Below are 21,315 nucleotides of genomic sequence, written 5' to 3'. Positions count from 1 at the left end.
CGGTCAGCTACCGACGTAGGCCGCCAGGTGTTCGCCGGTGAGGGTGGACCGCGCGGCGACCAGGTCGGTGGGGGTGCCTTCGAAAATGACCCGCCCGCCGTCGTGGCCCGCGCCGGGACCGAGGTCGATGATCCAGTCGGCGTGCGCCATCACCGCCTGGTGGTGTTCGATGACGATCACCGATTTTCCCGAGTCGACGAGCCGGTCCAGCAGGCCGAGCAGGTTTTCGACATCGGCGAGATGCAGGCCGGTGGTCGGTTCGTCGAGGACGTAGATCCCGTCTTTCTCCCCCATCCGGGTCGCCAGTTTCAGCCGCTGGCGTTCGCCGCCGGACAGGGTGGTGAGCGGCTGCCCGACCTTGATGTAGCCCAGGCCGACGTCGACCAGGCGGTCGAGGATCTTGTGCGCCGCGGGGATCCGGGCGTCACCGGCGCCGAAGAACTCCTCGGCTTCGGCGACCGACATCTCGAAGACCTCCGCGATATTGCGACCGCCGAAGGTGTAGTCCAGGACTTCGGCCTGGAAGCGCCGGCCCTCGCATTCCTCGCACGGGGATTCGACGGTGGCCATGACCCCGAGGTCGGTGTAGATGACCCCGGCGCCGTTGCAGGCCGGGCAAGCGCCTTCGGAGTTGGAGCTGAACAGGGCCGGTTTCACGCCGTTGGCTTTCGCGAAGGCCTTGCGGATCGGGTCGAGCAGGCCGGTGTAGGTGGCGGGGTTGCTCCGGCGCGACCCTTTGATGGGGGTTTGGTCGACCATGGCGACATCGTCGTGCCGGGCTACGGCGCAATCGATCAGCGAGCTCTTACCGGATCCGGCGACACCGGTCAGCACGACCAGCACACCGAGCGGGATATCGACGTCCACGTTCTGCAGATTGTGCGAATCGGCGCCGCGGACCTCGAGCGCACCGGAAGCAGTGCGGACCGACGGTTTGAGGGCGGCGCGGTCGTCGAGGTGGCGACCGGTGATGGTGTCGCTGCCGCGCAGGCCCTCGATGGAGCCCTCGAACATCACCTGCCCGCCCTCGGTACCGGCGCGGGGCCCGAGGTCGATGATGTGGTCGGCGATGGCCATCACTTCGGGTTTGTGCTCCACGACGAGCACGGTGTTGCCTTTATCTCGCAATTGCAGCAGCAGTTCGTTCATCCGCTGGATATCGTGCGGGTGCAGGCCGATGGTGGGTTCGTCGAATACGTAGGTGACATCGGTCAGCGAGGACCCCAGATGCCGGATCATCTTCGTCCGTTGCGCTTCGCCGCCGGACAGGGTACCGGCGGGACGTTCCAGCGACAGGTAGCCGAGCCCGATCTCGACGAACGAGTCGAGGGTCTGCCCGAGCGCGGTGAGCAGCGGCGCCACCGACGGTTCGTTCAGGTCACGGACCCAGGCGGCGAGATCGCTGATCTGCATCGAGCAGGCGTCGGCGATGCTGATGCCCTCGATCTTCGACGAACGGGCCTCGGCGCTGAGCCGGGTGCCGCCACATTCGGGGCAGGTGTCGAAGGTGATCGCCTTGTCGACGAACGCGCGGATATGCGGTTGCATCGCTTCCCGGTCCTTGGACAGGAAGGATTTCTGGATCCGCGGGATCAGGCCCTCGTAGGTGACGTTGACGCCCTCGACCTTGATCTTCGTGGGTTCCTTGTAGAGCAGGTCGTTGAGCTGTTTTTTCGTGAACTTCCCGATCGGTTTGTCCGGGTCGAAGAAACCGCAGCCGCGGAAGATCCGGCCGTACCAGCCGTCCATGCTGTAACCGGGGATGGTCAGGGCGCCTTCGTTGAGCGACAGGTTCGCATCGTAGAGAGCAGTGAGGTCGAAATCGGAGACCGAACCGCGGCCCTCACAGCGCGGGCACATACCGCCGAGGACGCTGAAACTGCGGCGTTCCCGGACGGTCTGCCCACCCTTTTCCACGGTGACCGCGCCGGCGCCGCTGATCGAGGCAACGTTGAAGGAGAACGCCTGCGGTGACCCGATATGCGGGGTGCCCAGCCGGCTGAACAGGATGCGCAGCATCGCATTGGCATCGGTGGCGGTACCGACGGTGGAGCGGGGATCGGACCCCATCCGCTCCTGGTCGACGATGATGGCGGTGGTGAGCCCGTCGAGTACATCGACATCGGGGCGGGCCTGATTGGGCATGAAACCCTGGATGAACGCGCTGTAGGTTTCGTTGATCAGGCGCTGCGATTCGGCGGCGATGGTGCTGAAGACCAGCGAGCTCTTCCCCGACCCGGAAACACCGGTGAACACGGTCAACCGGCGTTTCGGGATCTCGACGCTGACATCTTTGAGGTTGTTCTCCCGCGCGCCGTATACGCGGATCAGATCGTGACTGTCGGCGAGATGCGGCTCGGAGGTCTGTCTACCGGTCTTCGTGGCCATACTCATCTGCTCTCCTGGTCTCCCTCTGGTGCTCGTGCCGCCCGCGCGGACCCCACCGCCGTCGTCCGGTCGATCCAACCAGAACGCGGTGACATTTTTCGTTTCGCCGGGCCGGGGTGCGCGTGGTCGCCGCGGGCGTTCCGGCGTACCCGCGCGGTGAGCACCGGACCTCTCGTGGATCCGGTGCCCACCCGCTCGGATATCGACGGTTTCGCTGCCGGCGCTACCACGCGAGGTGCACGCCTGCCCCCGGTTCGTTCAGCCGGCCTGCTGGATACGGATCATATTTCCGGCCGGATCGCGGACGGCGCAGTCGCGGATACCGTACGGCTGATCGGTCGGTTCCTGGATGACCTCGACGTCACCGGCCTGCAGCCGGTCGAAGGTGCCGTCGAGATCCTCGGTGGCGAAGTTGATCCCGGCATAGGTGCCCTTGGCCATCATCTCGCTGATGATGCGGCGTTCGTCGTCGGTGATACCGGGATCCACGGCCGGCGGGGTGAGCACGATGGAAGTACTGGGCTGACCGGCGGGGCCCACGGTGATCCAGCGCAGCCCTTCGTAGCCGACATCTTTGCGCACCTCGAACCCGAGGAGATCACGGTAGAAGGCCAGGGCGGCGTCCGGGTCGTCGTGCGGGAGGTAGCTGGAGTGGATGGTGAGGTTCATGACGACGACGCTAGCCGCGCCGCGGTGACCTGCGCTTCTCGATTCCTGATCGGTCTTGTCACCTGTTTGGCAACACAGCTCGGCATCCCGGCCGCTTCGCCGTCCGCCTGCTGCCGGTAGATGCTGGGCGGTACACCGACCAGTTCGGTGAAGCGGGTGCTGAACGTGCCCAGCGAGGAACAGCCGACCGCGAAACAGACCTCGGTGACGCTCATATCGCCGCGGCGCAGCAGTGCCTTGGCGCGTTCGATCCGCCGGGTCATCAGATAGCCGTAGGGCGATTCGCCGTAGGCGAGGCGGAATTGGCGGCTGAGATGGCCGGCCGACATATTGACGCCGCGGGCCAGCGCGGCGACGTCGAGTGGTTGCGCGAACTCGCGGTCCATCCGGTCCCGGACCCGCCGCAGCAGGGCGAGGTCACGTAACCGGGGGTCGGTGGCGGGTTTGCTGGTCACGCCAGAAATCGTGCCATAGCGCGCACCCGGTTGCCCAGTCCCCGCAGGTCGCGCCGGCCACGGACATATCGTGATCCCAGGCGTGTCCGGCGGGCCTCCGTCGTGGCCGCGGCACAGTTACCCGTCGACGTGCACGGCCGCCCGCCGGTAACGCAGCCGAGGAGGCTACTCGTCGCTGAGCCCCCTCTGATTCGCCCGGATCCGGGTGTGCGATTCTCCCGGTTCTACGCGCGGACGGCGGCTGCGCCGGCGGCGCTGCGGCCGGGCCCCACGGAAGGCTTCGGCCAGGCGGGTGTGCGGCTGCCATTCGAGGCCGTTGGGCAGACCCCAGCCGAACCGGACGGCGGCCAGCCGCAGCAGCAGTGAGCAGACGATACCCGCGACGATGCCGAGCGCCGGGGCCCCGAGATAGGTGCACACGACCATGGTGGCGGCCACTACCGCGGCAACGCTGGCGTAGAGGCCGTTGCCGCCGAACACGGCCGGAACTCGCCGCAGCAGTACGTCGCGGGTGGCGCCGCCGCCGACTGCGGTGGTGATCCCCAACAGGATCGCGGGCAGCCAGCCGAGCCCGGCGGCCAGGGTTTTCTGGGCGCCGGTCACCGCCCAGAATCCGATGACGGCGGCATCGAGGGCGGTGAACAGCCGGTCCCAGGCGTTTTCGCTGAGGTGGATGACGAAGGAGATGATCGTGCCGAGCACCGCGGTGGGCAGGTAGGCGTAGTCGGTGAGTGCCACCGGTGGACCCTGTTGCAGCAGGGTGTCGCGGATGATGCCGCCACCGAGCCCGGAGACGATACCGACGACGAGGAAGCCGAACAGGTCGAGTCCCTCGCTTCGGGACACCGCACCGCCCAGCATGGCGCACGCCAGGACGCCTGCCAGATCGAGATACCGGGTGACCTGGTCGATGGTGTCGATAGGTGCCGCCACGGCAGCAAGCTAACACGCGTGGCCGTGCCCTTCCCGCCGCCGGGACGAGGCCCGGTCGTCTGCTCGCCGGGCCGCCCGGTCCTACCCGAGCGATCGATCCCGGCGGCCTCGTGCCGCGGTCAGCCCGCGCCGCCGGCCGCCATGCGCATGAGGTCGGTATCGAGATCGATACCGACCTCGCTGCCGCCTGCGCTCCCGAAGGTGTGCTGGTAGCTGTCCCAGGATTCGGCCTTCACCCGGTGCGCGAATTCGCTTTCCATGAGCAGCACCAGTTCCAGCGCGGCCCGGTCGATCCGCTTGTTCATATCTGTGTCGTTCCAGTCCTGGGAGGCGGCGAACAGAGAGGTGGGCACGGTCATGGTGCGCAGGAAGGCGAACAGGGTGCGCATCTGCTCGTCCACGACCAGGGCGTGCCGGGAGGTGCCGGCGGTCGCGGCCAGGATCACCGGTTTGGCGATCAGTAGATCGTTGTCGAGGACGTGGAAGAAGGAAGTGAGCAGACCGCTCGGGGCGGCCTTGTACACGGGAGCTGCCACCACCAGCCCGTCGGCGGCCGCCAGGGTGTCGATCGCCGCGGTCATCTTCGGGCCCATCAGTTGCGATACCAGGGCGGTGGTGATCTCGGTGGCCAGTTCCCGCAGGTCGATCACGGTAACGGTGACCCGGGCATCACGACGGGCGGCCAGCGCGCCGACGCGGGCGGAGATCCGGTCGGCAAGCATCCGGGTCGAGGAAGGGTTACTGGTGCCGCCACTGACCACGACCAACCGGTAGGGGTCGCGTACCTGTCCGTTCGATGTCATTACTGTTTCCTGTTCGTGGTGTCGGCGAGTTTTCCGCAGATCTGTTCGAGTGCGCACAGCTCGTCGTCGGTGAGTACGCCGGTCAGCGCCCGTGCCACGCCGACCGCGTGCCGGCCACCCACTCGGCGCTGCCGCGCCCGGCCCTCCGCGGTGAGGGAGAGCCGGACCCCGCGGCCGTCGTGCGGGTCGCGGGTGCGTTGCACGAAACCGCGTTCGATGAGCCGGTCCACCATCCGGGACAGTGCCGGCTGGGTGAGCAACACGTGCCGGTTCAGTTCGGCGGGCCGGATCGGTTCCGGGCATTTCGACAGCGTGTAGAGCACGTCGTATTCCCGCATGGTCAGCCCGTGCCAGACGTCCTCGGCCGCGAACTGCTTCATCAACGCGGCATGCGCGGTGAGCAGGGACTCCCAGGCGTCGTTGGCCAGCCGGCTGCTGGTTCTGGACGCGCCCGAGAGCCGGCTTCGGGGCCGCCCGGACGTGTCCGCGCGCCGCGCTACCGCCTCCGGGCCCGACTCGCTCATACCCGGGCATCCAGGTACGGGCTGGCGCCGGCGAGGTTGTCGCCCTGATTGGCGCCCGGCCGGGCCTGCCGGGGCGGGGTGTCACCGTATTCGGCCGTGACCCGCGCCTCATGCGTCGGGGCGGGCGCCGATTCCGGGTCGCGCCGCGATTCCAGTTCTTTGCGCAGGACCGGCACCACTTCCGAACCGAGCAGGTCGAGCTGGTTCAGCACCGTTTTCAGCGGCAGGCCGGCATGGTCCATCAGCCACAGCTGGCGCTGGTAGTCGCCGAAGGTGTCGTGGAAGGTGAGAGTTTTGTCGATGATCTCCTGGGGGCTGCCCACCGACAGCGGGGTCATCTCGGCGAAATCCTCCAGCGAGGGGCCGTGACCGTAGACCGGGGCCTCGTTGAAGTAGGGCCGGAACTCGTTCCACGCGTCCTGGGATTTCTTCGCGATATAGGCCTGCCCGCCGAGTCCGACGATGGCCTGCTTCTTGGTGCCGTGACCGTAGTGCTCGAACCGCTGCCGGTAGAACTCGATGAGCTGCAGCGAATGCGCGGTCGGCCAGAAGATGTGGTTGGCGAAGAACCCGTTGCCGTAGTAGGCGGCCTGTTCGGCGATCTCCGGGGTGCGGATGGAACCGTGCCAGACGAACGGCGGCACACCATCGAGGGGTCGCGGGGTGGCGGTGAAGCCCTGCAGTGGGGTGCGGTAGTTACCGTCCCAGTCCACCACGTCTTCGCGCCACAGCCGGTGCAGCAGGTTGTAGTTCTCCAGCGCCAGCGGCAGACCGGCTCGGATGTCCTTGCCGAACCACGGGTAGACAGGCCCGGTGTTGCCGCGGCCGAGCATGAGATCCATCCGGCCCTTGGACAGATGTTGCAGCATCGCGTAGTCCTCGGCGATCTTCACCGGGTCGTTGGTGGTGATCAGGGTGGTCGCCGTGGTGACGATCAGCCGCTCGGTGAGGGCGGCGATATGGGCCAGCAGAGTCGTCGGCGAGGAGGAGAAGAACGGCGGATTGTGGTGTTCGCCGATGGCGAAGACATCCAGGCCCACTTCCTCGGTCTTCTTCGCGATCTGCACGATCGCCTCGATGCGCTCGGCCTCGCTGGGGGTCGCCCCGGTGACGGGGTCACGCGTGATATCGCTGACCGAGAAGATTCCGAACTGCATTGATGTCACTCCCGCCGTAGGTTCTATGCATTTGCATCTACTTGAACCGAGGGGGTGGTGGGGTTATTCCGGTGTGCGCCGGGCACGGGACCCGGCTCACAGCAGGTGAAGGGTCAGGTATGCACTCCGCCGTCCCGCATCAGCGCCGGCGCCGCCTTCGGAACCAGTGCCCGCGGAAGCGGCATACCTTTCCCGTTGCTCAGACGCAGGTACACCACGTTCCGGAAAACGTCCGCGTTTTTGATACCGGTGTAGGCGAGATCGATATCGACTGTCAGCGGCAACCGGAGGTACAGGGCGTTATGGGTATAGCGCGCCCGCATCTGGGGTGCAGGTCCGGGCGAACCGGCGGACGTTGGCGTTACCGCGCACCATCGTCCAGAGGGTCGCCGGCGCCAGCACCACCAGTTCGAAAGCGACGACGACGAAAAACGCGCCGACCATCTCGAGAACGTCGAAATCGGTATCCGAGCCGCCGGCCAGCAGCCGGAAGGCTCCGCCGATCATCAGCAGGACCGGAAGGACGGCGATCAATATCCAGGTGGCACGTAGCCGCCATGTCATCAATGGCGTCACCCGGCTGAGGGCGCGGGCAGTGGATTTATCGGAGACGAAGGTGACCTCGTTCGGTTCGGGGATGACCTGCGTCTGGTAACCCGGCATCGGTGGCGATGGTTGCTGACCTGGATACATGGAAATTCCTCCCCCAGGGCGCCGCAGCGCGGCGCCGATCCTTCGAAACGTGTTTGTACTACCGAGTTTTCGACACTAGCGGCGTTTCGGCACTGACCCGGCGCCGGGCCGCGGGGGGGCGCACGGGCGCCGGTCGGGCGGTGAGCGAATCCAGATCGCGGATGGCGGCGCAACTGCGGCGGATCATGGTCGCGAACATGGCGTCACCGCGTTCGGTGGGTGTGCCGTAGGCGGCGCCGAAGACTGCGACCAGCGGGCCCTGCAGGGTCGCGAACCGATAATCCTGGCGGCAGTCGTCGAGTGCGTAGCCGGTGACCCCGAATTCGAGCAGCCGCCGATGGTAGGTGGCGACGAGAGACTCCTCTTCGGCGCGCCGGATCTCCGGATCGAGGCCGGTGGTGACGAAATAGGCGAGGTCGCGGGCGGGCAGCCCGAGGTTGACGGTCTGCCAGTCGACCGCGGTCACCACCGCCGGCTCCCCCGCACCGAACAGGAGGTTGTCCAGGCGGTAGTCGCCGTGGACCAGGCCGAATCGTTCGGGCCGGGCGACCAGCCAGTCGGCGATCACCGCACCGCAGGCGCGCACGGTATCGCAGTCCTCAGGAGTCAGGCGATCGCCCAGGCGGTCGAGGAAGAGATCGGTGGTGGGACCGTAGAGTTCGCCCAGTGTCGCGGCTTCCTCGGGACCGTTGCGGCTGAATCCTTCGATTTCCAGCAGGGACTCGTCACACCAGCGCGGCGCGTGCAGCCCGGCGAGGTTCGCCACGGCCTGGTGGGCGTGCGTCACCGGACAGCCGGTGATCTGATCGCCCTGGTGGGCGGGTGCGAGGTCCTCGAGCAGCAGCACGAATTCACTGCCGTCGCCCTGGATTTCGGCATAGTGACAGTGCGGCACACGAACCGCGACGGTGTCTGCGATCTCGGTGTAGAACCGGACCTCCTGCCGGTAGGCGCCGGCGAGCATCGCGCGGGTGCCGGCGTCGGCGGCGGGGAGTTTGGCCAGGAGCTTTTCCGGGACGCCGGCGCCGGTGAGCCTCAACCGGTACACCGACCCGATCTGGCCGGTACCGACGGGCTCGGCGACGACCTCCTCGACAGGGGCACGTAGCGCCGTGGTGAGCCATTCGGGGGTGAGCTCGGCGACGGTGGTGGGGAGGGTCATCGATCACTTCTCCGGGAATCGGTCCGCCGGGCCCGCGGATTTCTCGTTCCGGCGGTACTCCCGCCAGGCAGCGAGCACGGGGGTCAGCTCATCGGGTGTGTTGCCGTGCAGGATGACGCCGTCGACCCCGGCGCGGAACTGATCGGCGATCCTTGTGGCGCAGTGCGTGGCGGTGCCGGTCGCCGAGGCGGCGAGCCATTCGGCCGGTAGCAGGTCTTCGACGGCGACGAGGGTTTCCGGGCTCGCGACCGCGTCCAGCGCCCCACCGGCTCCGGTGACCAGCGGATGCGCGCGGAAGTCGTCGAGTACTTGCTGCTCCCAGCCGTTGACCCGGACGAGGATATCGCCGTACCCCTGCAGGTAGGTGCCGAGGCGGCCGACGAGTTTACGCAGCCGCGCAAGCTCGCCCTGCGATTCGTCCACGACGGCCAGAACGGACCAGATCCGGATAGCGGCAGGGTCGCGGCCGGCGGCTTCGGCGGCGGTGCGGATGGTGTGCACCGCGCGGGCGGTGGTGTCGTCGGTGAAGAAGGTGTGCAGGACGACAGAGTCGGCGATCTCCCCGGCGAGCCGCAGGGTCGCGGGGCCGATGGCAGTGAGGGTGACCGGAATGTTCTCGTCGTAGGACGGGTCCAGTTGCAGCAGCGGGTATTTTCCGGCGGGCCCGTCGTGACCGAGAACGGTTTCGCCGCGCCAGAGCCGGCGGTAGATATCGACGGCGTCGCGGAGCTGCGCGGAGGTGATGCGGGGCAGGCCGATCACATCGAACAGGGCGTCGAAACCGCGACCCAGGCCGAGGCTGTAGCGGCCGCGGGTGAGGCGGTGCAGGGTGACCGCACCGGCTGCGGTGACCAGCGGGTGGCGGGTGTTGTGGTTGGTGGCGGCGGTGCAGATCCGCAGGTCGGTGGTGACCGCGCCCGCGGCGGCGGCGAGGGTGAAGGCTTCCTTGGTGTTGAAACGTTCCGACAGGAACAGGGTGCCCAGGCCGAGTTGTTCGGCGGTGCGGGCTTCGCCGAGCAGGGCGTGCGGGTCGGTGGCGTGGCCGGCGAGCCCGTAGCAGCCGAGTTCGGGGAATTCGCCAGGACCGTAGCTGTCCGGTATGACCGGCAACTCTCCTTCGCTATGCACGTCCCGCCCTGGCCCGCTCATGCCCGCCCGGCCTGTTCACTGTTGCCGCCGATCATCTTGTGCAGCTCCTCGGCCGTCCACGGCGGGGTGTCGTTGTGGTCGCGGAAGCCGAGGATGCTCGGGGTGGGCCGGTCGTAGCGGCCGACGAACCCACCGGCGGCGACGAAGATCTGCCCGGTGATATCCCGGGCATCCGCGCCGGCGAGGTAGAGGTAGAGCTGGGCGACGTATTCGGCGGGCGGCGCGTCGAGGGCGGCATCCTTGCTCATTTCGTCGAGCATGCCGCGGCGATACAGCTCCATGATCTTGGCTTCGTAGGCGAACCCGCTGGACAGTCGAGTTTTCGCACCCGGGCATACGACGTTGGCGCGGACCTCGTGTTCGGCGAGTTCGGCGGCGATGGCGAGGGTGAGGCTGTTGACCGCACCTTTGCCGGCGGCGTAGCCGGTACCGCCGTAATCGCCCAGATAGGCGAAGGAGCTGGTGTTGATGATGCTGCCGCGGCGTTGCGCCACCATTTTCGGGGCGGCGGCGCGGCAGGTGTTGAAGGTGGTGGTGAGGTGCGAGTCGAGCAGGGCCCGCCAATCACGGGTGCTGACATTCAGAATCGAGGATTCGGCCGGTTCGGCGGCCCCGGCGCAGTTGACGAGGATATCGATGGTGCCGAAAGTACGCACACAGGTATCGACGAGTTCGGTGGCGACGGTTTCGTCGGCCGCGCTGCCCGCGACGCCGACCGCGCGCTGCCCACCGAGGGTGAGCGAGTTGACGGCACGTTCGACGGCGGCTTCGTTGCGGCCGTTCACGACCACTCCCGCACCGTTCCGGGCCAGGGCGTGGGCGACGGCGTGACCGATACCGCTGGTGGCGCCGACGACCACGGCGCCGCGGCCCCATAGGGATTGCTGACCGCTCATGGACCTGCTCTCGTTTCCGGGGCCGGCGACTGACCGCGGGCCGAACACTATTCCGTACAGGTGTCCGGACAGTATGGCATCCTGGCGTGGCTGCGTCAGCGGTTCGCGGAGCCGGCCTCGATGGCACGCCTTGATTGCAGTCCGCTTGCCGTAGTACTGTCTGGACAGGTGTCTAACATAGATCCTGGACAGTAATCTGGGGAAGGATTTCCACATGACTTCGGTGAAACCGCCGCGGGTGTCCGGAGGCGAACACGAACACGGCCATCTGGAGGAATTCCGCACCGACCCGATCGCGCTCATGCGCCGGGTCCGGGAGGAATGCGGCGACGTCGGCCAGTTCGAACTCGCCGGCCGCCACGTCATCCTGCTCACGGGAGCCGAGGCGAACGAATTCTTCTTCCGCGCCGCCGACGAGGACCTCGACCAGGCCGCCGCCTACCCGTTCATGAAACCGATCTTCGGTGAGGGCGTGGTGTTCGACGCCAGCCCGGAGCGGCGCAAGGAGATGCTGCACAATTCCGCGCTGCGCGGCGATCAGATGCGCGGCCACGCCGCCACCATCGAACGCGAAGTCGACCGGATGCTGGCGAACTGGGGCGACGAGGGCGAGATCGACCTGCTCGATTTCTTCGCTGAACTCACCATCTACACCTCCTCGGCCTGCCTGATCGGCACGAAGTTCCGCGAGGAACTCGACAGCCGGTTCGCGCACCTGTACCACAACCTGGAACGCGGGACCGATGCCCTGGCGTACGTGGACCCGTATATGCCGATCGAAAGCTTCCGGATCCGCGACGAATCCCGGGCGCAGCTGGTCGAGCTGGTCCAGGAGATCATGAACGACCGGATCGCGAACCCGCCCGCGGACAAGGAGGACCGCGATCTGCTCGATGTGCTGGTGTCGGTGAAGAAGGAAGACGGCACACCGCATTTCAGCGCAAGCGAGGTCACCGGCATCTTCATCTCGATGATGTTCGCCGGCCATCACACCACCTCCGGAACCGCCGCGTGGTCGGTGATCGAACTGCTGCGCCACCCGGAGGTGCTGTCCGGGGTCGTGAAGGAACTCGACGAGCTCTACGCCGACGGCCAGGAAGTGAGCTTCCACGCGCTGCGCCAGATCCCGCAGCTGGAGGCGGTGCTGAAGGAAACGCTGCGGCTACATCCGCCGTTGATCATCCTGATGCGGGTGGCTCAGGGCGAGTTCGAGGTGTGCGGGCACACCATCGCCGAAGGCGACCATGTCGCGGCCACCCCCGCGATCTCCAACCGGCTGCCGGAGGATTTCCCGAACCCGGACAGTTTCGACCCCGGCCGCTATATCGACCCCAACCAGGAAGACCTGGTCAACCGCTGGACCTGGATCCCGTTCGGCGCCGGCCGGCACCGTTGCGTGGGCGCCGCGTTCGCGCTGATGCAGTTGAAGGCCATCTTCTCGGTGCTCCTGCGGGACTGGGAGTTCGAGATGGTGCAGCCTTCGGAGAGCTACCGTAACGACCACTCCAAAATGGTGGTGCAGTTGCAGCAACCGTGCACGGTGCGCTACCGGCGCAGGCGCAGGGAGAACTGATGGCGTATGTCATCACGCAGCGCTGCTGCAACGATGCGAGCTGCGTGGCCGAATGCCCGGTGGACTGCATCCGGCCGCGCCCCGAGGACCCGCAGTTCGCGACCGCGGAAATGCTCTACATCGATCCGGACACCTGCATCGACTGCGGCGCCTGCTACGAGGCCTGCCCGGTGGACGCGATCTACGCCGAAGAGGATCTACCCGAACATCTCGAAGGATTCCTCGACGTCAACGCCGGATATTTCGCGAAACACCCCCTGGAACCGGATATGGCTCCCCCGCCGCCGGTACGGCGCCTCGCCAAGGATCTGGGGACGTTGCGGGTCGCGATCGTCGGGACCGGCCCCGCCGCCTGCTATGCCGCCGAACAGTTGCTGTCCGCCGGGTCGGTGGAGGTCGAGATGTTCGACCGGTTGCCCACTCCGTGGGGGCTGGCCCGCTACGGGGTGGCGCCGGACCATGCGCAGACCCGCGGGGTCACCGATATGTTCGCGGCCGCGTTCAAACGCGACACACTACAGATGTATCTGAACACCGAAATCGGTTCCCACATCACGCACGAAGAACTCCGGGACAGCGTGCACGCGGTGATCTACGCGGTCGGCGCGCCCGCGGACCGGCGGCTCGGCATTCCCGGCGAAGACCTGCCGGGCAGCCACTCCGCCACCGAATTCGTGGCCTGGTACAACGGCAACCCCGAGTACGCGGACCGGGAATTCGATCTGTCCGGGCAGCGAGCAGTGATCGTCGGCAACGGCAACGTCGCGCTGGATATCGCGCGGGTGCTCACCATGGAACCCGACGAACTGGCGGCCACCGATATCGCCGACCACGCGCTGGCGGCCCTGCGGCACAGTGAGATCCGTGAGGTCGTGATCCTCGGCCGGCGCGGACTGCTGCAAGCGGCCTACAGCGCCCCCGAATTCCGGGCGCTGGGGCGGTTGACCGGGGTCGATATCGTCGTCGACCCGGCGGATGTGGTCCTCGACGAGACCGCGCAGGCATTCCTGGACAGTCCGGACGCCGCGTACGAACTCGGGCTGAAGGTAGCCGCCGCCGGCGAGTACGCGGCCCGGCCGCCGCGCGACGGGCACAAGCGAATCCGGTTCCGATACTGCGTCTCCCCCACGGAAATCACCGGCGACGAACGGGTCCGGTCCGTGCGGTATGTGCACAACGAACTCACCGGCCCCGCCGGATCACCCACCGCCCGGCCGACCGCCGACACCGATGAACTGGACGCGTCGCTGGTCCTGCGCGCCGTCGGATACCGCGGGCAACCGATCGGCGATCTGCCGTTCGACGACGACCGCGGGATACTGCCCACCGAATCGGGCCGAGTCGTCGACTCCGCCGGAACACCGGTTCCCGGCGTCTACGCGACCGGCTGGATCAAACGCGGACCCCGCGGGGTGATCGGCTCGAACCGCGCCGATGCCGCCGAAACCGTCGCAGCCATCCTCGACGATTTCCGGGCCGGCGCATTGGCCGCTCCCGCCCGGGACCGCACCGCCCTCACGGAACTGGTCCGGCAGCGTCGACCCGAGATGCTCGACCGCACTGCCTGGCAGGCTATCGACCGTGCCGAGCGGGCCGCGGGCGCTGCCGCCGGACGACCCCGGATCAAACTGGCCACCGTCGACCAACTGCTGGCAACCGCACGCCGCGGCTGATCGAGCAGACATCCGCCCTATGTCCGCGGCGGCCGGCAACGCCTGGTGCGCGGCTCCCCGGATGGTTCCGGGCACCGGCCGGTCTCGCCGGTCATCGGCTTCGACGAGCGATGGCACGCCCGTGGGATCTGGGCCTCACCGCGGTGCGCATCGACGCCACCACCTACGGCCGTGTGCCGCCCGAATCTCGCTGGGACTGGACACCGTCAGAGCTGATCCGCACGCGAGACGACCTGACAAGCACCCGACAGCGAGATACTGCCTCGCCCTTGGGCATGAGGCGTCTCGCTGAGGCCCGCGCGGCAACCGAGGGTTCCAGGTGCCTCGGATACCGGAAACCGCCGGTCAGCGCGATCAACTCACGTCACGAGGGCTCGGCGCGCGTAGGCGCGAACGTCCGCATCGGTGTCGTCGACCGCCCCGTGCAGCGCCAGACGGGCCGGTTCGAACCCGGGCCAGATCGTCAGGGTCAGCACCGCTGCCTTGCGTACATCCAGGTGCGGGTCCGCGAGCGCGCCGGACAGCGCGGTAATTGCCGAGGCGGGATCGGCCGCCGCCAAACCCCGGGCCGCACCGACTCTGACCTGCCAGGCCGAGTCCCGCAGCGCGGCGATACAGGTATCGATATCGGCCGCTGCGGCACCGGTCCCGGCGAACGCGGCGAGCGCAGCGGCCCGCACCAGTGGGTCACGGTCGCCGGACAGCGCGCGCACGATATCGGTACCGCCGCCGCCGACCGTGGCCACACCCTGCGCAGCCGCGATACGCACTTCGCGGTTGGGATCGGTGGCCGCGGCCGCGATCGCCTCGCGTTCGTCGAGCGAGACCAGTGCCCGGACGCCTTCGATCCGGACGCGGTGGTCGGAATCGCCCAGAGCCGCACGGTAATCGGTAACCGTGCCCGCACGTAGCGCGCGCAACAGGTCGACGACGGCCGCGCGGACGACCGGGTCGCCGGAACCGAGCCGGTCGGCGAGGCCCGCCGGGGAAGGCAGGACTTCCACGAGTTCACGCAGTGCGGCCGCGGCGGCTGCGCGGACAGTGGCCGACCCATCGTCGAGTGCCTGCACCAGGAGTGGCGCGTAGCCGTCGGGGGTGCTCTCCGTCAGTGCCCCGATCGATGCGACCCGCACCAGGTCGTCGGGATCGCCGAGGTAATCCGCGAGTTGCGCGGCGGTGGGTGCATCCAGGGCGAGTAACGCAACGAGCCGCGGCGAGGCGGCGGAAGCGGGTTCGGCGACCACACCGGCCGGTTCGGGCGTAGCGGTTTCCGGGGCGCGGCGGTGCCCGATGAGGTCGGGTTGAGCGATGACGACCGGCTCGTCCATCGAGGGAAGATCTTCGAGTCCGGGTACCGGCACCAGATACGGCGCGACCGGCCGCTTCAGGAACTCCATCGTGCCGTCGGCGCATTTGCGGAGGTTGAGATGGTAGCGCCACTGCTGGTCGTCGCGCTCCGGGAGGTCGGCGCGTTCGTGGTAGAGGCCCCAGCGGGATTCGGTGCGGGTCAGCGAACTGCGGGCGGCCATTTCCGCGCAGTCGCGGATGAACGACACCTCGACGGCGCGCATGAGTTCGTGTGGGGTGCGCGCACCCATTTCGGCGAGGTCACCGTGCATCCGTTCGAAGGTTTCCACCGCCAGCGAGAGTTTGGCGGCGGTTTTCGGGGGCGCGACATAGTCGTTGACGAAACGGCGCAGTTTGTATTCGACCTGCGGTTGCGGCGGCCCGTCGGGGTTACGCAGCGGCTGATAGACGAGTTCGTGGGCGGCGGCGATCTGGCCGGCCGGCAATTCTTCCGGGGCGGGCACATCGGCGAGGGTTCCGGCGGCGTGGGCGCCGGCCAGTTCTCCGAAGACGAAGGCGCCGATCATGTAGTTGTGCGGGACGCATGCCAGATCACCGGCCGCATACAGACCGGGCACGGTGGTCCGGGCATTATCGTCCACCCACACCCCGGATGCGGAATGCCCGCCACACAAACCGATCTCGGAGATATGCATCTCGATATCGTGAGTACGGTAGTCGTGGCCGCGGTTGGCGTGGAAGGTACCGCGGGTGGGGCGTTCGGTGGTGTGCAGAATCCCTTCGAGAGTGCGCAGGGTTTCATCGGGCAGATGTGAGACCTTCAGGTAGATGGGTCCACGCGCGGAATCGATCTCACGTTTCACTTCCGCGATCATCTGCCCCGACCAGTAGTCGGAGTCCACGAACCGCTCCCCCTGGGCGTTCACCTGGTATCCGCCGAACGGATTCGCCACATACGCGCAGGCGGGGCCGTTGTAATCCTTGATCAGCGGGTTGATCTGGAAGCATTCGATCCCGCTCAGCTCCGCGCCGGCGTGATAGGCCATCGAATAGCCGTCGCCGGCGTTGGTCGGATTCTCGTACGTGCCGTACAGGTAACCGGAGGCGGGTAATCCCAGGCGCCCGCACGGTCCGGTTGCCAGGACGACCGCCTTCGCCCCGACCGTGACGAATTCGCCTGTCCGGGTGTTCAGCGCGGCCGCCCCCACCCCGCGGCCGCCGTCGGTGAGTACCCGCACCGGCATCAACCGGTTCTCGATCCGGATCCGTTCCCGGTTCTTGCGCTGCCGCAGCACCCGGTACAGCGCCTTCTTCACATCCTTGCCCTCGGGCATCGGCAGCACATAGGACCCCGACCGGTGCACCCGGCGCACCGCATACTCCCCGTATTCGTCCTTCTCGAACTTGACGCCGTAGCGTTCCAGCCGCTGCACCATGGCGAAACCGCGGGTCGCGGTCTGGTACACAGTGCGCTGGTCGACGATTCCGTCATTGGCCCGGGTGATCTCGGCGACGTAATCCTCCGGTTCGGCCTTCCCCGGGATCACCGCGTTGTTGACGCCGTCCATTCCCATGGCGAGCGCACCGGAGTGCCGGACGTGCGCCTTCTCCAGCAGAAGTACGTTCGCGCCGTGTTCGGCGGCGGTCAGCGCGGCCATCGTGCCCGCGGTGCCACCGCCGATGACCAGGACATCGCAGTCGAGGCGAACGGTTTCGGCGATCTCGGGTGCCGTGAACAAGGCGGGTGCGGTCACGACAGCGCCTCCAGGAGCCGGGCGCGATCCGCCTGCCGGTCGGCGGTTTCGCGCGGATTCGGGATGTCGATCAGGGCGCGCAGTGGTCGACCGGCCCGCCCGAGTACCGCGACCCGGTCACCGAGCAGCAGGGCCTCGTCCACATCGTGGGTGACGAAGACGACGGTGGTGGGGTGGGTGCGCCAGGTCTCGATCAGCAGGCGCTGCATGGTGGCCCGGGTCTGGCTGTCGAGTGCGCCGAACGGTTCGTCCATCATCACCGCACGCGGGGCTCCGGCCAGCCCCCGGGCCAGCTGCACACGCTGCCGCATCCCGCCGGACAGGCTTTTCGGCAGGTAGTCGGCGAACCCGGTGAGCCCTACTTCGGCGATCCAGCGGTCGGCGGCGGCACGGCGCCCGGCCTTCGGTTCGCCGCGCAACCGCAGCGCGAGCTCGATATTGGCGCGCACACTGCGCCACGGCAACAGCGCGTTGTCCTGGAAGACGACCGCGCGGTCGCGGGAGGTGGTGGTCACCGGATCGCCGTCGGCGAGGACCCGGCCCGCATCGGGGGCCAGCAGTCCGGCGAAAGCGCGCAGCACGGTGGATTTACCGCAGCCGGAAGGTCCGGTGAGTACGAGGATCTCGCCGGGCCGGGCATCCAGCGACAGGTCCGCGATCACCGGATCGCCGGTGTAGGACAGCGATACTGCGTCCAGGCGCAGGGCCATCCCGTGCTCGCCGGTTTCCGGTGACGCCTCGCGGGTGGTGAGAGTGGTGGTCACCAAGACGGCGTCCTTTCTGCGGGGGTTGTGATCGGGATCCGGTAGAAACCGGGATGACGGCGCTCGCTCACCGGACGTTCTCCTCTCCCCTCGGCAGCCAGCGGGTGACTCGGCGGCCGAGCAGTTCGATCGCCGCCGAGGTGCCGAAACCGAGGACGCCGATGGTGAGGATCCCGACGAACACGCCCGGGTAGTCGACGATGGTGTAGGCCTGCCAGGTGCGGTAGCCGACACCCAGCCGGCCCGAGATCATCTCGGCGGAGATCAGGCAGATCCAGGCGACCCCGAGGCCGACCGAGAGCCCGCCGAAGATCCCCGGCAGTGCGCCGGGGAATACGACGCGCACCAGGACATCCCAGCGGTTGCCGCCGAGCGTGCGTACCGAGTCCTCCCACAGCGTGGGCAGGGCGCGCACGGCATGCCGAGTGCTGACCATGATGGGGAAATAGGCGGCCAGACCGGTGATGAACACGATCCCGGCTTCGTCGTCGGGGAACAGCAGGATCGCGATCGGCACTACCGCGATCGCCGGGATGGGGCGGGCGAGTTCGGTGAGCGGACCGAGGATCCCGGCGAATATCCGGGACCGGCCCAGCGCGATGCCGCTCGCCACACCGAGCACGGTCGCGATGACGAAACCGGTGAGAATGCGGATCAGCGATTGCGCCAGGTCCAGGTAGTAGACGTCGGTACCCAGCTGACGACCGAACGCGGCGAGCACTTCGGTGACCGTGGGAAGGGTGTCGAAACGCAGCCACAGCCGGACGTCGGCGGCAGTCAGCAGCTGCCAGAGCAGCACCGCACCGGCCACCGAACCCAGCCGCAGCGCCCGGCCCGGCCACACCGAGCGGGTGCGGGGTCGCGCACGGGTGCGGTCGCTGTGTAGTGCGGCGCCCGAATCGGCGGGGGCGGCGACAGTCACGACCGGACCTCCGCGACGGCCTGGTCGTAATCGACCGGCTCAGCAGTGGGATGGGTGTGCCGGTAGCGGCCAGCGGCGGCCGGGGTGGTGAACGCCAGGTAGGTCGCCCCCTCGCGCAACCACACCGCCTTGTCGGCGAACCAGCGGGTGCCCAATTCGGAATCCACGACGTAGGCGGCGCGGATCGTCTTCCCCTGCGCCCGGGCGGCTTTCACGGCGCGGAGCAGCTCGGTCGGACTACCGGCCGGCTGGGTGGTGTGCTGACCGTCGAGCCACAGCTCGGTGCCCGAACCGGTCGTGTGATTGGTGGTGTCGGCGAGAGCGGTGTCGTAATCCTGGCCGCGGGCGGCGAACGCCGCCCGGATCAACCGGTCGTCGGCGAAGGCGTCGGTATCGAGATCGGCGAAATCGCCGATCGACTTCAGGTACCGCACATCGTCTTTGAACGCGGCCAGCAGGCTCGGTTTGAGGGTGGTGTCGAACGAGGTGCCGCCAGGACCGTTGTAGAGGTACACCACCTCCTGCGGCAGTCCCGACCCCTCGGCCACGATCCGCGCGGCCTCCAGCGGTTCCCGCCACAGGAATTCGGTGGCGTCCAATTGCGCCTGCAGGAACGCGTCCACTACTTCGGGACGCTGCGCCGTGTAGTCCTTCCGGGCGACGACCCCATGGAATGTCGGAACGTTCAACTCGGCGCCGTCGTAGAGCAGTTTCGCCTTGTCCTGGAACACCAGCAACCCCGGCCAGGCGACGAACTGCGACAGGCCACTCACCTGCCCCGATTCCAGGGCCGACGCACCGACCTGCGGTTGCTGGTTGAGCACCTCCACCCCGGTGACCGGGTCGATACCCGCGCGGGTCAGCGCCTGCACCAGTGTGCCGTGCCCGGCGGACCCGACACTGGCGGAGATCTTCTTCCCCGCCAGGTCGGGAAGAGCTGTAGCGGGCGAATCCGGGGGCACCACCACCATGTTCAGCGCGCCCTTGGGGTTGTAGCCGGTGACCGAGAGGAACTCTGTACGGGAACGCTCGTTGGCCTGGCTGCGCGACCCGTTGATCAGCAGCGGGTAATCCCCCATGGAACCGATATCGATCTTCTCCGCCACCATCTGCGCGGTGATCGGGGCGCCGGTGTCGTAATCCTGCCATTCGACCTCGTAGGCGGGCCCGCCGTCCTCGGTGAGCTGCGCCAGCCGCTGCTCCAGATAACCTTGCGCGCGCAGCAGGGTGCCCGCGGTGACGGTATTGATCGTTTTGGACTGGTATCCGATGACGACGCGCACCGTATCGCCGGCGGTGGCGTCTTCCAGCGAGCACCCGGTGAGGGTGAGCGCCCCGGCGGCGAGCAACGCGGCCAGACGTTTCAGTGTGGGCATGATGGGTCTACCTCAGGAGATACGGCATGTTGACGGTGACGGCGCCCGTGGGACAGCGGGCGGCGCAGGGGCCGCAGTACCAACATTCGTCCACGTGCATGAACGCTTTACCGTTGTCGGGGTTGATCGCGAGCGAGTCGAGCGGGCAGATCTCGACGCACAGGGTGCAGCCTTCGATACACAGCGATTCGTCGATGGTCACGGGGATATCGGTGCGCTGGTTCGCCAGGGCCATCTAGAGGACCTTCCATTCGGGGTTCGTGCGGGAAAGACTGCCGCGCAGGGTGATCCGGTCACCGCGCATACGGATGTACTCGAGGTCGACCGGTGTTCCGTCGTCGAGACGGGTGAGACGTTCGAGCATCAGCAGCGGTGCGCCTGCGGGGACATCGAGCGTGGCGGCGGTATGCCGGTCGGCGGGTATCGCCTCGACATTCAGATCCGCCGAACCGAGGAATTGCCCGCTGAGCTGTTCGAGGAGAACGAACACATCGGTGTGGGTGAGGTCGTGGTCGAGGACGCGGGCGCCGATATCGGGGGCCAGGTAGGTGAGGTCGAGGCTCAATGGCCGATCGCCGAGATAACGCAGGCGTTCCAGGTAGACGACCTGAGCATCGGATTCGAGGCCGAGCCGCCGAGCGATCACCGGCGGAGCGGTGATGCACTGGCCGACGCGGACTTCGTTGCGGACTGTTCCGCGTCCCTCCAGGGTTTCCTGCAGGCCCAGAAGCGCGTCCAGTCCGTGGTCGAATTTCTCGGCGGCTACCCGGGTTCCCACCCGGGGCGCGCGGTCGATCAGTCCTTCGTCCCGCAGCAGAGCCAGCGCATGGCGGATGGTGTTACGGGATGTCCCGTGTTCCGCGGCCAGTTGCTGTTCGCTGGGCAGGGTATCGCCGACGGTGCCGATGTGGACCTGCCGGCGCAGGATATCGGCAACACGCCTCGCCTGGTCCGCACGCAACCGGCGGACAGGCGTGGCGCCGCCCGACTGCTCGGGGTTCATCTTGCTGACCTGCATGAACGGTGACGATAGCGGCGTTTCGCGACGGTGCCGGGCGGCCGCAGGGACAGTGCAGAGGCGGGGCGGCGAATGCGCCGGGTCGACGATGGGCGCGA

The 21,315-nt window shown here is 67.6% G+C and carries 20 protein-coding genes; 2 read left to right on the top strand and 18 right to left on the bottom strand.

Annotation, left to right across the window (positions count from 1 at the left end):
- Positions 1–3: 3 nt before the first annotated feature.
- From ACFWPH_RS18010 to ACFWPH_RS17955, 12 genes are all read right to left on the bottom strand, one after another.
- Positions 4–2,394, bottom strand: coding sequence for an ATP-binding cassette domain-containing protein (locus ACFWPH_RS18010; protein ID WP_378752313.1), 2,391 nt, complete (start codon positions 2,392–2,394; stop codon positions 4–6).
- Positions 2,395–2,646: 252 nt separating this feature from the next.
- Complete coding sequence (locus ACFWPH_RS18005) at positions 2,647–3,057, bottom strand: VOC family protein (protein WP_378752311.1); 411 nt, start codon at positions 3,055–3,057, stop codon at positions 2,647–2,649.
- Positions 3,054–3,512: a helix-turn-helix transcriptional regulator gene (locus ACFWPH_RS18000; RefSeq protein ID WP_378752309.1), complete on the bottom strand. Its 459-nt coding sequence runs from the start codon at positions 3,510–3,512 to the stop codon at positions 3,054–3,056. Before ACFWPH_RS18000 ends, ACFWPH_RS18005 begins: the two co-directional genes overlap by 4 nt.
- Before the next feature lie 165 nt (positions 3,513–3,677).
- Positions 3,678–4,445 (bottom strand): trimeric intracellular cation channel family protein, encoded by a 768-nt coding sequence (locus tag ACFWPH_RS17995; protein ID WP_378752307.1) that lies wholly within the window; start codon positions 4,443–4,445, stop codon positions 3,678–3,680.
- 119 nt (positions 4,446–4,564) lie between these two features.
- Positions 4,565–5,248, bottom strand: coding sequence for a CE1759 family FMN reductase (locus ACFWPH_RS17990; protein WP_378752306.1), 684 nt, complete (start codon positions 5,246–5,248; stop codon positions 4,565–4,567).
- Entirely contained in the window at positions 5,248–5,772 is a 525-nt protein-coding gene (locus ACFWPH_RS17985; protein ID WP_378752304.1) for a MarR family winged helix-turn-helix transcriptional regulator, read from the bottom strand. Before ACFWPH_RS17985 ends, ACFWPH_RS17990 begins: the two co-directional genes overlap by 1 nt.
- Positions 5,769–6,929, bottom strand: a complete 1,161-nt coding sequence (locus tag ACFWPH_RS17980; RefSeq protein WP_378752302.1) for an LLM class flavin-dependent oxidoreductase — start codon at positions 6,927–6,929, stop codon at positions 5,769–5,771. Before ACFWPH_RS17980 ends, ACFWPH_RS17985 begins: the two co-directional genes overlap by 4 nt.
- A gap of 113 nt (positions 6,930–7,042) precedes the next feature.
- A complete protein-coding gene (locus ACFWPH_RS17975; RefSeq protein ID WP_378752300.1) occupies positions 7,043–7,252 on the bottom strand; it encodes a hypothetical protein in 210 nt (69 codons plus the stop codon).
- Entirely contained in the window at positions 7,230–7,592 is a 363-nt protein-coding gene (locus tag ACFWPH_RS17970) for a hypothetical protein (RefSeq protein WP_378752298.1), read from the bottom strand. Before ACFWPH_RS17970 ends, ACFWPH_RS17975 begins: the two co-directional genes overlap by 23 nt.
- 88 nt (positions 7,593–7,680) lie before the next feature.
- Positions 7,681–8,784: a phosphotransferase gene (locus ACFWPH_RS17965; RefSeq protein WP_378752296.1), complete on the bottom strand. Its 1,104-nt coding sequence runs from the start codon at positions 8,782–8,784 to the stop codon at positions 7,681–7,683.
- Between the two features lie 3 nt (positions 8,785–8,787).
- Positions 8,788–9,894 carry a TIGR03857 family LLM class F420-dependent oxidoreductase gene (locus ACFWPH_RS17960; protein ID WP_378752295.1) on the bottom strand — a complete coding sequence of 369 codons (1,107 nt, stop codon included), beginning with the start codon at positions 9,892–9,894 and terminating at the stop codon, positions 8,788–8,790.
- A gap of 35 nt (positions 9,895–9,929) precedes the next feature.
- Entirely contained in the window at positions 9,930–10,829 is a 900-nt protein-coding gene (locus ACFWPH_RS17955) for an SDR family NAD(P)-dependent oxidoreductase (protein WP_378752293.1), read from the bottom strand.
- Between the two features lie 214 nt (positions 10,830–11,043).
- Between ACFWPH_RS17955 and ACFWPH_RS17950 the strand changes: the two genes are divergently transcribed.
- Both ACFWPH_RS17950 and ACFWPH_RS17945 read left to right on the top strand, forming a co-directional pair.
- Positions 11,044–12,402 carry a cytochrome P450 gene (locus ACFWPH_RS17950; RefSeq protein WP_378752291.1) on the top strand — a complete coding sequence of 453 codons (1,359 nt, stop codon included), beginning with the start codon at positions 11,044–11,046 and terminating at the stop codon, positions 12,400–12,402.
- Positions 12,402–14,075: an FAD-dependent oxidoreductase gene (locus tag ACFWPH_RS17945; protein ID WP_378752289.1), complete on the top strand. Its 1,674-nt coding sequence runs from the start codon at positions 12,402–12,404 to the stop codon at positions 14,073–14,075. The genes ACFWPH_RS17950 and ACFWPH_RS17945 overlap by 1 nt, the downstream gene beginning before the upstream one ends.
- 359 nt (positions 14,076–14,434) lie before the next feature.
- On the opposite strand, the gene ACFWPH_RS17940 is transcribed toward ACFWPH_RS17945, so the two are convergent.
- The 6 genes from ACFWPH_RS17940 to ACFWPH_RS17915 all read right to left on the bottom strand — a co-directional run bounded on the left by ACFWPH_RS17940 (position 14,435) and on the right by ACFWPH_RS17915 (position 21,217).
- Positions 14,435–17,137, bottom strand: coding sequence for a fumarate reductase/succinate dehydrogenase flavoprotein subunit (locus tag ACFWPH_RS17940; protein ID WP_378752287.1), 2,703 nt, complete (start codon positions 17,135–17,137; stop codon positions 14,435–14,437).
- Complete coding sequence (locus ACFWPH_RS17935) at positions 17,134–17,847, bottom strand: ABC transporter ATP-binding protein (RefSeq protein ID WP_378752670.1); 714 nt, start codon at positions 17,845–17,847, stop codon at positions 17,134–17,136. The genes ACFWPH_RS17940 and ACFWPH_RS17935 overlap by 4 nt, the downstream gene beginning before the upstream one ends.
- A gap of 121 nt (positions 17,848–17,968) precedes the next feature.
- On the bottom strand, positions 17,969–18,745 hold the full coding sequence (locus tag ACFWPH_RS17930; RefSeq protein ID WP_378752668.1) for an ABC transporter permease: 777 nt from the start codon (positions 18,743–18,745) through the stop codon (positions 17,969–17,971).
- A gap of 74 nt (positions 18,746–18,819) precedes the next feature.
- Positions 18,820–20,199 carry an ABC transporter substrate-binding protein gene (locus ACFWPH_RS17925; RefSeq protein WP_378752285.1) on the bottom strand — a complete coding sequence of 460 codons (1,380 nt, stop codon included), beginning with the start codon at positions 20,197–20,199 and terminating at the stop codon, positions 18,820–18,822.
- A gap of 7 nt (positions 20,200–20,206) precedes the next feature.
- Positions 20,207–20,434: a ferredoxin family protein gene (locus ACFWPH_RS17920; protein WP_033246130.1), complete on the bottom strand. Its 228-nt coding sequence runs from the start codon at positions 20,432–20,434 to the stop codon at positions 20,207–20,209.
- Positions 20,435–21,217, bottom strand: a complete 783-nt coding sequence (locus ACFWPH_RS17915; protein WP_378752282.1) for a GntR family transcriptional regulator — start codon at positions 21,215–21,217, stop codon at positions 20,435–20,437.
- Positions 21,218–21,315 lie beyond the last annotated feature (98 nt).

The organism is Nocardia sp. NPDC058499 (assembly GCF_042719915.1).
Taxonomy (GTDB): Bacteria; Actinomycetota; Actinomycetes; order Mycobacteriales; family Mycobacteriaceae; genus Nocardia.
Note: the sequence above shows the minus strand (reverse complement) of the source record. Positions and strands in the feature narration are given on the sequence as shown.

What these genes read in the sequence shown, in the direction of transcription:
- ACFWPH_RS18010 (WP_378752313.1), bottom strand. Translation starts at nt 2,394, where the DNA reads ATGAGTATGGCCACGAAGACCGGTAGACAGACCTCCGAGCCGCATCTC.
- ACFWPH_RS18005 (WP_378752311.1), bottom strand. Translation starts at nt 3,057, where the DNA reads ATGAACCTCACCATCCACTCCAGCTACCTCCCGCACGACGACCCGGAC.
- ACFWPH_RS17990 (WP_378752306.1), bottom strand. Translation starts at nt 5,248, where the DNA reads ATGACATCGAACGGACAGGTACGCGACCCCTACCGGTTGGTCGTGGTC.
- ACFWPH_RS17985 (WP_378752304.1), bottom strand. Translation starts at nt 5,772, where the DNA reads ATGAGCGAGTCGGGCCCGGAGGCGGTAGCGCGGCGCGCGGACACGTCC.
- ACFWPH_RS17980 (WP_378752302.1), bottom strand. Translation starts at nt 6,929, where the DNA reads ATGCAGTTCGGAATCTTCTCGGTCAGCGATATCACGCGTGACCCCGTC.
- ACFWPH_RS17975 (WP_378752300.1), bottom strand. Translation starts at nt 7,252, where the DNA reads ATGCGGGCGCGCTATACCCATAACGCCCTGTACCTCCGGTTGCCGCTG.
- ACFWPH_RS17970 (WP_378752298.1), bottom strand. Translation starts at nt 7,592, where the DNA reads ATGCCGGGTTACCAGACGCAGGTCATCCCCGAACCGAACGAGGTCACC.
- ACFWPH_RS17965 (WP_378752296.1), bottom strand. Translation starts at nt 8,784, where the DNA reads ATGACCCTCCCCACCACCGTCGCCGAGCTCACCCCCGAATGGCTCACC.
- ACFWPH_RS17955 (WP_378752293.1), bottom strand. Translation starts at nt 10,829, where the DNA reads ATGAGCGGTCAGCAATCCCTATGGGGCCGCGGCGCCGTGGTCGTCGGC.
- ACFWPH_RS17950 (WP_378752291.1), top strand. Translation starts at nt 11,044, where the DNA reads ATGACTTCGGTGAAACCGCCGCGGGTGTCCGGAGGCGAACACGAACAC.
- ACFWPH_RS17945 (WP_378752289.1), top strand. Translation starts at nt 12,402, where the DNA reads ATGGCGTATGTCATCACGCAGCGCTGCTGCAACGATGCGAGCTGCGTG.
- ACFWPH_RS17935 (WP_378752670.1), bottom strand. Translation starts at nt 17,847, where the DNA reads ATGGCCCTGCGCCTGGACGCAGTATCGCTGTCCTACACCGGCGATCCG.
- ACFWPH_RS17925 (WP_378752285.1), bottom strand. Translation starts at nt 20,199, where the DNA reads ATGCCCACACTGAAACGTCTGGCCGCGTTGCTCGCCGCCGGGGCGCTC.
- ACFWPH_RS17920 (WP_033246130.1), bottom strand. Translation starts at nt 20,434, where the DNA reads ATGGCCCTGGCGAACCAGCGCACCGATATCCCCGTGACCATCGACGAA.
- ACFWPH_RS17915 (WP_378752282.1), bottom strand. Translation starts at nt 21,217, where the DNA reads ATGCAGGTCAGCAAGATGAACCCCGAGCAGTCGGGCGGCGCCACGCCT.